This window comes from Plantactinospora soyae, assembly GCF_014874095.1.
In the GTDB taxonomy this organism is placed as follows: Bacteria; Actinomycetota; Actinomycetes; order Mycobacteriales; family Micromonosporaceae; genus Plantactinospora; species Plantactinospora soyae.
This window is the reverse complement of the sequence record NZ_JADBEB010000001.1, coordinates 6,919,300-6,932,372: the sequence shown is the minus strand read 5'-3', so window position 1 is coordinate 6,932,372 and position 13,073 is coordinate 6,919,300. Positions and strand designations below refer to the sequence as shown.

The window sequence follows — 13,073 nt, the reverse complement described above, 5'->3', positions numbered from 1 at the left end:
CCGAGCGGGGCAGTACAGCTAGTCGTGCGTACCCGTGGCCGGCAGGCCGTCGCCCGGCACCCAGTCGACGCTGGTACCGGGCAGCCCGGCCAGCCAGGCGTCGGCGACGGTGCCGAGCCGGTACGGGTCCGGTGGCGCCTGACCGAGCCCGATCGCGTACCGGGTCACCCCGGATCCGGACTCGTACGGCCGGGGCCAGGCGTGCGCGTCCGGCACCCCGGCCCGTTCCAGGGCGGTGAGCAGGGCGCGTATCCGACCCCGGACCCGGCCCAGCGTCACCTGAGAGGACTCGCCCCCGACCGCCCGTACGGTCAGCACCGCCCACGCCGCGTGCCGCTGCCGCAGCGGTGGCGGCGACAGCAGGTCCGGCCGGGAACCGGGACCGGCCGCCTCGACGAGTTCCCAACCGTGGTGGAACTCCCGGACCAGCAGGTCCCGCCCGCCGGCACCGACCTGTCCGGTGCAGGACCGGACCGGCGCGGACGGGGTCAGGATCCGGACGGGCTCCGCGAGCTCGGTCTCCGGCGGGTTCGGCCGCAGGGCGACCGGTCGACGCCAGTCCCAGGTGGCCCACTCGGCGAAGAAGTGCCGGAGCAGGTCGGCCCGGGGCAGGTCACCGGCGTCGCAGACCGTTCGCGCCGCCAGCACCGTCCAGGCGAGGCCCGGCAACCCGCCGAACGGGGCGGAGTCCAGCCCACGGGCCCGCGCCCACGCCTTCACCTGCCGGGCCAGCCCGAGAAAGGCGGACCGGCGCGCACCCACCTCGGCGAGCACCGCGTCCGCGTCGCTGACCGCGCTCAGGGCGGTCGCCGCGACCTCGCCGAGTTCGGCCCGTCGGATCACCGCCGCAGCCGCCGGCACGTCCACGGTGGGCACGACGACCAGGTCGACGTCGAGGTCCTCGACCCGCAGCCGGAGCCCCGGTCCGCGGGTGCCGGCCACCGGCCGTATCCCGGTCGCCGCCGGCAGTGCCCCGCGCACCCGCGCCTCGACCGCCGCCAGGTCGACCGGTCCGGGCACCGCCAGCACCAGGTCCAGGTCGGCGCCGGCCAGCGCACAGCCGAGGCGTCGCGACCCGACGACGTGTACCGCCGCCTCCGGTAGCGCCGCCCGGAGCCGACGGGTGACCCGGCCGGCGAGGACGATCCGATGCCGCTCCCCGGCCGCCGGCCGCCCGTCCCCGGGGCCGGCCAGTAGTTCCGGCAGGAATCCGCCCGGCAGCGGGTGATCCGGCACCGGACGGCTCGGCAGCGGGTGATCCGGTCGCGGCCACCCGTCGGGCCCGCCACCCGACGGCGGGTCCGGATGCCGCGGGACGGACGGGTCGACGCCGGCCGGGTCCGCCCCGACGGTGACGTCCACGACGACGCCGTAGTGGTCCGAGATGAACAGCCCGCCCGGAGCCGCCGGAGCATCGCCCAGGATCGCCGCGGCCACCGCGCGCAGCCCGGCACCGCGCACCAGCACCCGGTCCAGCCGGGCCGGGCGGCCGGAGAGCGTGGAGACGGCGGCCAGCGGATTGACCCGTGGATCGAAGGTCGGCGTTCCGTCGTCGGGACCGCGTACCTCGGTCCAGGCGTCGCGCAGGCCGGGCAGGACGCCGGGTCCGGTTCCCCCGTCGTTGAAGTCGCCGAGCAGGATCACGGCACCGTCGACCCCGGCCAGCCCTTCGGCGAGCCGGGCCAGTTCGGTGTCGCGTCGGGCGGCGCCGTGCTCGGCATGGTCGCTGGTCAGATGGGTACCGGCCAGCACGACCGGACCGGCGGCGGTCTGCACCGTGATGGCCGCCACGGCCTTGTGCCGGCCGAGGGCGTACCGGCCCGCCTCCCGCACCGGCAGCCGGCTGAGCAGCAGCAGCCCGGTGTCGTCGACGTCCCGGCCGGACGGATCGGCGTCGAGGGTGTAGGTGGCCCGGACCCAGGGCGCCCGCAGCAGGAGGTCGAGCAGCCCCGTTTCGACCTCCTGCAGGGCGATCACGTCCGCGTCGGCCCGTTCCAGCGCCCGCAGCAGCAGCGGCCTGCGTCGGGCCGTGTCGATCCGGTCACCGTCGTACCGGTCCCACAGGACGTTCCAGGTCAGTACGCGCAGCCGTACCGCTGCCGAACCGGTGGTGGCCGGGACGGCGCTGGTGGCCGGAGCGGCAGCGTCGTGCCAGCCGACGAGCGGATCCCACCGGAACGGCGTACCGGCGGTGAAGAACGGTGCCCGGAGCCGGCGCGGGTCCCGGACCCGGCCGGCCGACGACGAGTCGATCCGGTCCACGCCGGCCGACCGGTCCCAGACCACCTCGCCGTCGGCCTCGATGAACAGGACCCGGTGCCACGGGACGTCACCACCGGGTACGAACGCGGGCAGCGGAACCCGGGCGGGACGGGGCCCCCGGACGTTCACCCCGAGCACGAAGCGGGCCGGATCGAACCGGGGGTCCCAGCGGATCCGGTGGTAGATCTCCTCGCTGGTCCGCATCAGCCGTCTCCGGTCGCCGGGTCGTCGACCGGGGTTTCCGGATCGTCGGACAGGGTCCCGGCGACGTCGGCGACGGTTCCCTCGACCCCGACGTACCAGGTGCGGTGCGCGTCACCCGGGTACGGCGGCCAGAACCGGCGGAGCTGGGCGGCGAGCACCGCCGACGGCACCGGATCGGCCCGGCCGGCGTTGCGCCGGACGAGGACGTCCTCCGGAACCAGCAGCACGGCGTGCGTGGTCAACGCGTCCCGGCGCTCGGCCACCGCGTGGACCAGGGAACGCTGCTGACGGTTCAGCCCGGTGGCGTCCCAGACCGTCGTCCCACCGCCCGCGAGTCGCCGGTCGAGCCGACGCAGCCCCTCGCGGAGAACGGCCGCGTTCGCGCGCTGGTCGGCGCGTGAACCCCGGGCCTGCCGCAGGTCGTCCAGGCAGACGACGCCGTCGACACCGGGAAGGCCACGGGCGACGGTGCTCTTCCCGCTGCCGGACGGCCCCACCAGCATCACCAGGCGGGGGAACTCCCCGGCCCGCCACCGCCAGCTCGCCGCCGGTGCCTCGCCGGGGGTGCTGATCCGACCCTGCGCGTACGCCTGCCTTGTCTCGGCCCAGCACCGGTCCGCCACGTCCGGCGGATGGTCGTGCAGTGCCGAGCGCAGTTCCGTCCGCAGCGGCTCCAGTGGCGCCGTACCGAGCAGGTCGGCCTCGTCGGCGTGCAGTTCCGACCAGCTGACCTGCTCGCGTGCCGGCCCGGCGGCACCGTCGGTACGGCCGGCGAGGACTGCGGCGGCGACCGCGTGCAGCACCCCGAGGTCGGCCGCGACGGCCAACCGGACCAGACCGGCCCGGCGCTCCTCGTCGGGGAACTGCCGGTGCAGGCCGCTGTGCAGGCCGACCAGATCGGCGACCCGCCGCGCCAGTGGCATTCCGACCGACGCGACCAGCCGGGTCGCCAGCCAGGCCCGGGGGCTGGCGTGGAACAGCGCGGCCAGCACGCCGGCCAGCCGGAGATCTCCGGACCGGCCCAGTAGGGCGAGCCGGGCGCCGACGTCGGCCACCGCCGCCTCGGCCCGGTCGACGGCGACCGTGTCGGTACCGGTCGTCCCGGTGGCGGCCAGCAGCGGCGGTACGTCGACGGCGCCACCGGAGCGGACCTCCCAGAACGGGGCGAGCGGGCTGAGGCCGTTCTCCACCACCGGGGCGAGCATCCAGTGCGCGTCGGTACGCACGTGGTGTCGACGTACCCACTTGGCGACGCGCTGGTCGAACTCGGGGCGGGAGAACCCCGCGACGGTCCGGACCACGTACCCCTCCTGGCGGGCCGGGTCCAGCCGCAGCGTACGCAGCACCCGTTCGTCGAAGGTGCCCCGCCACAGCACCGGTGGAACCGGAACGCCCAACCCCCGGGTGAACCGCACCGTCCGGTCCCAGTCCAGGCAACGGTCGCCGGCCCAGACCGAGAAGGCGTAGAACCAGCTCTCCAGGTCCTGGTATCCGATCGAGTGCCGGGCGTAGACGTTCTCCCCGCAGATCCGCCAGCCCGAGGGCAACCCGGCGGCGATCCTGCCGTGCAGGGCCTTGATCCAGGCGCGGGACGGATGGTGTGCCGAGTCGAGTGAACGGGCGTGCAGCCCGTCCCGGTAGAGGGTGGTGTTCTCCCCGTCGAGCTTCTCGGTGACCACGACCTCCCGGCCCAGCAGCCCCGACAGGCCGTTGACCCGCAGGTCGTCCGGAGCGACGCCCGGCGACCAGGGCAGGTGGGGGGTGCGGGGGTAGGGCACTCGCATGATCCGCTCCCGTGACGACGTGGCGATCGGGAACGGTACGCAACCCCCGCCGCCCCGAACCACCCAATTAGCTCGGTGGTCCGGTGTGGGACCCTCGGTTCCCGCGTCAGCAGGAGGCCGACAGTGGACGAACCGACGACCGGCGACGACCGGGGTACGGCGGTGCGGAGCCGAACCCCGGCAACCCGTCGATGGGCCAGGGTTCCCGGCCGGGGCGGCTGGGGCGACGACGCACGCGGGCGGTCGGGCTGGCGGCGGGGCCGGATCGTCGCCGTACTCGCCGGGATCGTCGCCGTCCTGCTGGTCTTCCACGACGTCGTACCCAACACGGTCGGCCGGCTCGGCAGCCTGCTGGAGACGTTCCTTCCCTGGCTCGGGCTGGCCGTTCCGGTACTGCTCGGCATGTCGCTGTTCCGTCGATCGTTCGTCGCCCTGCTCGCCCTGTCGCTGCCCGTGGCCGCCTGGCTCGGCGTCTTCGGTGGCCTCCTGCCGCCCGGGGACGACCCGCCGTACGACATCACCGCCGTCACGCACAACGTCAGCGACGAGAACCGGGACCCGGCGGGCACCGCGAGGGCTCTGATGGCGGTCAAACCCGACCTCATCGCCCTGGTGGAGCTGACCCCGCCCGCGCTGCCCGGCTACGCGCGGGTACTGGCGCCGGCCTACCCCCATCACGCGGTGTGGGGCACCGTCGGTCTCTGGTCGAGGTTTCCGCTCTCGGACGTACGGCCGGTGGAGATCAGACCGACCGGGGTCGGCGCGGACTGGAACCGCGGCCTGAGGGCGACGGCCCGGCTGTCGCGGGGCGACGTCGCGGTGTACGTGGCGCACCTGCCCTCGCTGCGGCTCGGGTTGCCCCACGGGTTCGGCTCCGCACGGCGGGACGAGAGCGCCGCCCTGCTCGGCGCGGCGGTCGCCGCCGAACAGTTGGCCGAGGTGGTCCTGCTCGGCGACCTCAACGGCACCGTCGACGACCGTGGGCTGGACCCGGTCACCTCACGGCTGGGTACGCCGGAATCGGGTCTCGCGTTCAGCTGGCCGGCGACGCTGCCGGTCGCCCGGATAGACCAGATCCTGGCCCGGTCGGCGACCGTCACCGAGGTCTGGTCGCTGCCCGCGACCGGGAGCGACCACCTACCGATCGCGGCCCGCATCCAGTTCTGAGGGTGTTAGGAAGGGGCCCTTCTTCTACAGAAAACGATAGGAAGGGGCCCTTCCTTGCTAGCGGCGCTGCCGTACGTAGGCGAGCACCGCCTCCCGGGTGGTACGCACCCCGAGCGCCTCGCGGGCCTGGGCGATCCGCCGGTTCGCGGTCCGCAGCGACAGGAACTCGGCCGCCGCCGCCGCGGCGATCGTCTCGCCGTCGGCCAGGCGTTCCAGCAGCGCCCGCTGCTCCGGGATGAGCCGGCTCAGCGCCGACTCGTTGTCCGACTCCGGTTCGTCGTCCGGATCCTGGTGCACCGGACCGAGCCGGCTGAGGTCGTCGACCAGGGCACGGCCGATCTCGCCGGTCGGGTCCACGATGGCGACCACGCCCGCGCCCCGGGCGGCGGCCAGCACCGCCAGCCGGACCGTCTCGGTGTCCGGTACCCGCCCGAACAGCACGAGCTTCGCCGTGGCCAGGTCCCAGCTGGGCTCGGCGACCGCGAAGCCCTCCCGGGTCAGCCAACCGTCGCGGGCCAACCGGCGCAGCACGCTGGTCGCGTCCGTCGCAGAGGGCACGACGTACCGCGGTGGATCACTCATCGCCGCATCTTCCGCACCCGTCACAGCACCTCCAGCGCCAGCGCAGCGGCCTCGGTACGGGTGCGTGCGCCCAGCTTGCGCATCCCGGACCGGACGTGGGTCTCCACCGTCTCAGCGGATATACCCAGTTGGCCGGCGATTCGTCGGGTCGGTTCGCCGGCCGCGACCAGGCGCAGCACCTCGCGTTCCCGATCGGTGAGGTCGCCGTCCGAGCGGGCACCACGGTTGTCGCGCCGCACCGCGTGCCGGCGGAGCGCCCGACGGGTCCGGCCCAGCAGCACCACCAGCCCGGCCTCCTCGGCGCGCTGCTCCGCGCCCAGCAGCGACGGGACGCCCCGCGCCGGGTCCGGTTCGTGCAGCCCGGCGGCCAGCAGGCAGCGCACCTCCTCCCGGACCACCAGTTCCCGCCAGCCGGCGGCGGCCAGGGTGAAGCCGGCCGGGTCGCCGCCCGGCGTGTCCCAGGCGGCCAGGGTCTGCCGTACCTGCGACGGCTCGGTCCCGCCGTCGCCGGGCCACGGCGCGGCGCCGGCGTCCGGCGCCGGTCCGGGACGGCCGCCGCCGGACGCCGGCGGGTCGTTTTCCGGGGCGGAACCGGCGCGGGCGCCGTCGTAGGCCGCCCAGCGGGCGGTGATCTGCCGGAGCCCGTCGATGAGCGGCGGACCACCGGACGGCGCCCCGCCGGCCCGTTCCGGTTGGCCGTCGAGCCAGGCCGCCTCCCGGCTGACCCAGTCGAGCAGTGCGTCGAGCGTCGCGGACCCGATCGTGGTCGCCGCCAACCGGGCGCGGGCCGAGCCGAGCAGTCCGCCGTCGGCCTCAACGAGGCTGGCGGCGGCCACCGCGTATCCCCGGGCCGGACCGGGCAGGGTGCGGTCGGTCAGGTCGCCCGCCCGGCGCAACGCCTCGTCCGGGCCGAGCGTGGGCAGTCCGCCGCGCAGCGCCGCACACCACAGCCGGGCCGCGAGGAACCGGGTCTGCCAGCTGTAGGCCAGGTCGGCGACGCACGCCTGCTCGGCCGCCTCGGCGATCTGGCCCGCCTCGCCGAGCCGACCGTCCGCGATCAGGGTCTCGACCAGCGACCAGGCGCTCCATCGCGCCGACAGCGGGTCGCCGGCAGCCCCGGCCGCGGCGGCGGCCGTGGCCAGCGCCGTCTCCCAACCCGGTTCGCGGTGTGCGGCCTGTGCCGCCGCGAGCGCCGCCCGCAACCCCGGATGGGCCGGTTCCCGGCCGTGGGTGGCCCGCAGCCGCGCCGTGGTCCGGGCCGCCTCGGCCGGCTCGGTGCCGAGCTGGGCCAGCAGCGTGATCCGGTCCCGGGCGGCGAGCTGCTCGGGCGTGGCCGAGTCCGGTACCCGGGCCACCGCCGACCGGGCGCCGACCAGGTCGCCGAGTTGGACCAGCGCCTCGCCCCGGAGCAGGTCCGGATCGACCCCCAGCGGTGCGGCGGTGGTCAGTACCCGGACCGCCGCCCGGGGGCGGCCGCAGGCCAGTGCCGCCTGGGCGGCCGCGACCCGGACCGCCGGTTCCGGCTCGACTCCGGGCAGCCCGCAGGCGAGCAGCAGCGGTTCGGCGCGGGCCCCGGCGGTGTCGGCGTCCTCCGCCGCGACAAGCGCCAGCCGGTACGCGGCCGCCCCGTCACCGGCCGCCGCGAGGTGCCGGACCGCCTCCTCGGCCGGCACGAGTTCGGCCAGCCGACGGTGCAGTGCGCGGCGGCCGGCGTCGTCGAGCAGGCCGGCGGCGATCTCGGCGACGTACGGCGACACCGGGGCGACGAGTGCGCCGTCGGACGCCCGGGTCACCAGGCCGGCGTCGACGCACTCGTCGACGCCGGTGCCGAGCACGGTCACCGACGCCGGTCGGCCGAGCAGTCCCAGCGCGGCCATCGCGGTACGGGCCGGCCGGTTCAGGTCGGCCAGGGCGGTGGCGACCGCGTAGCCGACCTGCTCGACGTCGCGCCCGGTCGGGTCGGAACCGGGTGACGCGTCGCCGTCGGGCCGCCCTGCGGGGGCGTCGTGGGCTGACCCGTCCGGCTGGTGCGGCACGCCGGGCCGGGCGGCCCGCCGGCTCGCGGCCCGGCGGGCCAGCGTGACCACGGCCAGCGGTACGCCGCCGGCCCGGCGGACCACGTCGGCGACGGCGGTGGCGCCCAGCCCGGGAGCGACCCGGCCGGCCACGGCGGTCGCCGTGTCGACGTCCACCGGCGGTATCGCGAGCCAGCCGGCCGCACCGCCGCGCAGCGCCGTCACCGCCGCGGCCGGCAGCCGGTGCGGGGTACGCAGCGCGACCGCCACCCGGCAGTGCGCGGCCAGCGGCAGCAGGGCGGCGAGGGTGGCCGGATCGACCCACTGCAGATCGTCCAGGAGCAGCAGGCCGCCCCGTACCCGCGACCGCACCGCCTCGGCAAGCAGCGCCGGATCGTGCCCGGGAAGTCGGACCCGGACCGCCCGGGCCAACGCGAACGCCGGCTCGGTGGGCAGGCTGGCGAGACCACCACCGGCGAACACCGGTCCCCGGAACGCGGCACCGAGCCGGGACAGCGCGGTGCTGCGCCCACCGCCGGGCCCGCTGTGCAGGACGACCAGGCCGGGCGTGGCCAGCAGTGCGGAGCCCACCTCGACGACGTCCCGGGCGGGGTCGCCCACGACGTCACGGCCGACCTCCGAAAGATCACTGGCTCGGAACTGATCGGACAGGTCGCCGACCGACGCGTGCCGCACTGGTCCTCCCCGCCCGGGTTGGCGGCCACCGCCACGTGAGACGGTGGCACGAACATGGGATCCTGCGCCGGCAGGATATTCGTAGTGTGATGTCCGGCAGGGACAGCCCGCTCCTGCCGCCGTGTCGGAAGGACAGCAGACGAGATGAGCGCGTGCCACCACCGGGTTCCGACCATTGTCGCCGACCGCACCGCCGGCTGACGAGCCATGGGCCCAGGTCCGCTCAGCGCCCGGGTCGCCGGCCTCTGCGACGGGGCCGGGCCCCGGCTCGGCCCCGCCACCCGGAACCAGGTGCTGGGGATACGCCGCCGGCTCGACGAGCCGCTGCGGGTGGCGATCGCCGGCCGCCTCAAGGCCGGAAAGTCGACACTCGTCAACGCGCTGATCGGCCGGCGGGTGGCACCGACCGAGGTCGGTGAGTGCACCCGGATCGTCACCCAGTTCCGCTACGGCACCGCCGACCGGGTCGACGTGGTCCGGCGGGACGGCAGCCGGGTCAGCCTGCCGCTGGACGACGCCGGCATGATCCCGCAGCGGCTCGGCGTGCCGCGCGCCGAGATCGGGTACGTCGACGTGACGTTGACCAGCGACCACCTGCGGGACCTCACCGTGCTGGACACCCCCGGCCTGGCGTCGACGAACACCTCGGTCAGCGCGGGAGCACGACGGTTCCTCTTCGAGGCGGCCGCCGCCCCGTTCGACGACAACATCGACGACGACTCGGCCGGCGCGATCGCCGGCGCCGAGGCGATCATCTACGTCTTCACCCAGTCGGTCCGGGACGACGACGTGGCCGCGCTGGAGGCGTTCCGGTCGGTGTCGGCCCGGCTGGCCAGCAACCCGATCAACTCGCTGGGACTGTTCAACAAGGTGGACAAGCTCGTCGGCGGGGCGGCCGACCCGTGGCCGGTGGCCGGTCCACTGGCCGCCGACCAGACCGGGGTGCTTCGCCGGGTGGTGTCGGAGGTGGTGCCGATCGTGGGCCTGCTCGCCGAGACCACCGAGGCCGGCCGGTTGACCGCCGCGGACTGTGAGGCGCTGCGGACGATGGCCCGGCTGCCGCACAGCGAACGGCTGGTGCTGCTCGCCTCGGTCGACCTGTTCACCTCGCGGGACGCGCCGGTGCCACGGGAGCAGCGGGAGCGGCTGCTGCGGCTGCTGGACCTGTACGGCATCGGGTTCGCCATCGCCCAGTTCGCCGCCCAACCGCAGCTGGCCAGTGGAGACCTGGTCCGGCTGCTGTTCCAGGCGTCCGGCTTCCCCCGGCTGCGCAACACGCTCGACCAGGCGTTCCGGTGGCGTACCGATGCGATCAAGGCCGGCTGGGGGTTGTCGAGCCTGGAGAAGCTGGCCAGTCACGCCGCCCGCCCCGAGGACCGCGAGTTGCTGCGGGACGCGATCGAGCAGCTGCTGCAACAGCCGGACTACCACCGGCTGCGGTTGCTGGAGGTGGCGCAGCTGGTCAGTTCCGGGTCGGTGGAGCTGCCGGAGCCGATGGAGCAGGAGCTGACCCGGCTGGCGCTCTCCACCGATCCGCGCTGGATCCTCAGCCTTCCGGCCGCCGCCCCGGAGCAGCTGACCAGGGCAGCGCTGGAGGCCGCCACCAGGTGGCGGGTGTACGCCGTCGCCGGAGCCAGCCCGGCCCAGTCCCGGGTGGCGCAGGTCGCCCACCGTGGCTTCTTCCTACTCTCCCAGCGGGTACGGGCCGAGGGAGGTGTCCGGTGACCGCCGGCCGTACGGTCGCCGGGGCGCCGGGCGCCCGGACCGGTGGCGGCGGTTCTCCGGAGGCGGCGCTGGGCAGTGCCCTGACCGGTGCGGTGGACGGTGGCCTGGCGTTCCTGCGCAAGGTCGCCCCGGATGCCGCGGCGGAGGTCGACGGGCTGCGCCGCCGGGTGGTGACCCGGCCGTCGGTGGTGGTCGTCGGTGAGACCAAACGCGGCAAGAGCTCGGTGGTCAACGCCCTGGTCGGGGTGCCGGACCTGTCGCCGGTCGACGTCGCGGTCGCCACCGCCTGCTACCTGGAGTTCCTGCCCGGCGCCGAACCCGGGGCCCGGGCCTGGCTGCCGGGGCGGGCCGAGCCGGTTCCGCTGGCCCTTGCGGAGCTGCGGAACTGGGCCACCCCGCTCGGGCGGCTGCCGGAGGACCAGCGGCCGCCCCGGCACATCGAGGTGACCCATCCGGCGCCGCTGTTGCAGTACCTGAGCCTGGTGGACACCCCGGGTACCGGTGGACTGGATCCGACGCACGCCCAGATCGCGCTGGACGCGGCGAGCCGGGCCACCGCGCTGCTCTTCGTGGTCGACGCCGCCGCCCCGTTCTCCCAGCCGGAGCTGGACTTCCTGATCGAGGCCAGCAAGCGGGTGAACCTGGTGGTGTTCGCGCTGACCAAGACCGACGCCTACCCGGGCTGGCGGACGATCCTGGCCGACAACCGGGCACAGTTGCAGGCGCACGCGCCCCGGTTCGGCTCCGCGCCGTGGTTTCCGGTCTCGGCCCGGCTGGCCGAGCTGTCCCGGACGATGCCGGCGGAGGCGGCCCGGGAACTTGTCCGCGAGTCCCGGATCGCCGACCTCCAGCACGCCCTGATCGCCCTCGCCTCGCGGGGCCACCTGCTGCGGCAGGCCAACCTGCTGCGCACGGTACGCAGCGAACTGGTCCGCTGGGACCTGGAACTCGGCGAACGGCTCCGGGCCACCGACCCCGACCCGGCCGAGGTGGCCCGGATCAAAGCGGAGCGGGCGGCGCTGGCGGCCCGCAAGCGTACCGAGTCCCGGCAGTGGTCGCTGGCGCTGAACACCGAGACGCAGCGGGCCCGGGTCGAGGCCACCGGCCTGCTCCGGGGGTACGTCGGCGGGTTGCAGGAGGAGTTCCTCAACCGGGTCGACCGGGCCCGCGGCGACGAGATCAAGGGACTGCCGCAGCAGGTCGACGAGGCCCTGCACGCGCTCTCGATCCGGCTGTCGGAGGATCTGGAGGTCCGTTTCCGGCAGGTCGGCGAGCGGGTGCTGGCGGAGGTGTTCCAGCCCGAGGAGCTGCGGTTCGTGCTGGGGCGGCTGAACGCGACGCTCCGGCACGCGCTGGCCAGCAAGCCGCGCCGCGAGGGTGGCGGACCGGACAACATGATGATCGCGCTGTCGGCCGGTTCGATGGCGTTCATGGCCGGCCGTGGTGCGATGGCGGGTGCCTCCGCGCTCGGTGCGGGGGCGCTGGTCGGCGGCAGTCTGCTGATTCCGTTCGCCGGGCTCGGGCTGGGACTGGCCGCCGGTGGGTTCATCCTTTACCGGCGTCGGGTGCAGACCGACCGGCAGCAGGCCCGGATGTGGCTCCGGGAGGTGGTCGCCGACGCCCGGGCGGCGCTCTCGGATGAGATCACCCACCGGTTCACCGACCTCCAGTACGGGCTCACGCTCGCCCTGGACGACGCGATCGAGCGGCGGCTGCGGCAGCTCGACGAGCGGATCGCCGAGATCGACTCGGCGGCGGCGACGGACCAGGCCAGTCGGGCCCGGCGCCGCGCCGCGACCCAGACGGAGCGGGAGACCGTCCGGGCCCGGGTCAAGAACGTCGACGAGGTACTCCTGCGGGCCCGGGCGCTTGCCCCGGCGCCGGCCACCGACGCATCGGGAGCGGGAACATGACTGACCACTGGGGCGGTTGGCCGGAGGACCAGCCGGACTTCGACGGTCCGGACGGCGGCGAGTTCGATGACCTGGGCCAGGACCAGTCCGAGGGCGACGACTACCCGGTGGAGGGTTTCGGCGCTGCCGACGCCGCCCCCGACGACCTGACCGGGGCGGCCGACCCGCCGCCCGAGCCGATCGGGTACGACGGCCTCGGTGCCGGATCGCCCCGCTTCGACCCGTACCCCGAGGCTGACCCGTACGCCGACGGTGCGGCCGGAATCGGGCCGGACGACTCGACGGAGGTGCCCGCCGAGGTCGGCATGGGTCCGGCCGACCCGCCGATCGGCGCCGATCCGGATCTCGACCCGTACGGCGACACGGCGCAGTGGTCGGAGCCGGCCTGGTCGGCGCCGGACGCCTCCGACCTGGGCCCGCCACCGGAGCCGGTCGACGGCTTCCCGTGGGCGGATCCCGCCCTGCTCGGCGACCCGGCCGCCGCCCCGGTCGAGCCGACGGCGGCCGGCCCGGCACCGGGCCCGGAGGAACTGGCCGACTACGCCGGGACGGAGTTGCCGGCCGACGGCGACCCGTGGACGGCGCTGGCCGACTCCGAGGACCCGGCGACGAGTGCGCTGGCCCGGTTCTGGTCACCGGACAACCGCTGACCCTGCCGGTGCCGACGGTGGCCCGAAAATGGTGGTGCCGCGGGCGGTGAGCCGACCGGTGGGGTCGGGCCCCGG

The 13,073-nt window shown here is 75.4% G+C and carries 8 protein-coding genes; 4 read left to right on the top strand and 4 right to left on the bottom strand.

Annotation, left to right across the window (positions count from 1 at the left end):
* Positions 1–18: 18 nt before the first annotated feature.
* On the bottom strand, positions 19–2,466 hold the full coding sequence (locus H4W31_RS30295) for a poly(A) polymerase (RefSeq protein WP_192769749.1): 2,448 nt from the start codon (positions 2,464–2,466) through the stop codon (positions 19–21).
* Positions 2,466–4,250 carry an RNA ligase family protein gene (locus tag H4W31_RS30290; protein ID WP_192769748.1) on the bottom strand — a complete coding sequence of 595 codons (1,785 nt, stop codon included), beginning with the start codon at positions 4,248–4,250 and terminating at the stop codon, positions 2,466–2,468. The genes H4W31_RS30295 and H4W31_RS30290 overlap by 1 nt, the downstream gene beginning before the upstream one ends.
* 264 nt (positions 4,251–4,514) lie before the next feature.
* Here H4W31_RS30290 and H4W31_RS30285 point away from each other — a divergent pair, with 264 nt between their 5' ends.
* Positions 4,515–5,417: an endonuclease/exonuclease/phosphatase family protein gene (locus tag H4W31_RS30285; protein ID WP_192772504.1), complete on the top strand. Its 903-nt coding sequence runs from the start codon at positions 4,515–4,517 to the stop codon at positions 5,415–5,417.
* Between the two features lie 57 nt (positions 5,418–5,474).
* Here the strand turns inward: H4W31_RS30285 and H4W31_RS30280 are convergent, their stop codons facing one another.
* Together H4W31_RS30280 and H4W31_RS30275 are read right to left on the bottom strand one after the other, a co-directional pair.
* On the bottom strand, positions 5,475–5,999 hold the full coding sequence (locus tag H4W31_RS30280) for a LuxR family transcriptional regulator (protein WP_192769747.1): 525 nt from the start codon (positions 5,997–5,999) through the stop codon (positions 5,475–5,477).
* A gap of 20 nt (positions 6,000–6,019) precedes the next feature.
* On the bottom strand, positions 6,020–8,710 hold the full coding sequence (locus H4W31_RS30275; protein WP_318783484.1) for a helix-turn-helix transcriptional regulator: 2,691 nt from the start codon (positions 8,708–8,710) through the stop codon (positions 6,020–6,022).
* 207 nt (positions 8,711–8,917) lie between these two features.
* On the opposite strand from H4W31_RS30275, the gene H4W31_RS30270 reads away from it, so the two are divergent.
* Genes H4W31_RS30270 through H4W31_RS30260 form a run of 3 tightly spaced genes read left to right on the top strand, consistent with a single transcriptional unit; the run spans position 8,918 to position 12,998 of the window.
* Complete coding sequence (locus H4W31_RS30270; RefSeq protein ID WP_192769746.1) at positions 8,918–10,435, top strand: dynamin family protein; 1,518 nt, start codon at positions 8,918–8,920, stop codon at positions 10,433–10,435.
* Positions 10,432–12,348: a dynamin family protein gene (locus tag H4W31_RS30265; RefSeq protein ID WP_318783483.1), complete on the top strand. Its 1,917-nt coding sequence runs from the start codon at positions 10,432–10,434 to the stop codon at positions 12,346–12,348. Before H4W31_RS30270 ends, H4W31_RS30265 begins: the two co-directional genes overlap by 4 nt.
* Positions 12,345–12,998: a hypothetical protein gene (locus H4W31_RS30260; protein ID WP_192769745.1), complete on the top strand. Its 654-nt coding sequence runs from the start codon at positions 12,345–12,347 to the stop codon at positions 12,996–12,998. Before H4W31_RS30265 ends, H4W31_RS30260 begins: the two co-directional genes overlap by 4 nt.
* Positions 12,999–13,073: the final 75 nt, after the last annotated feature.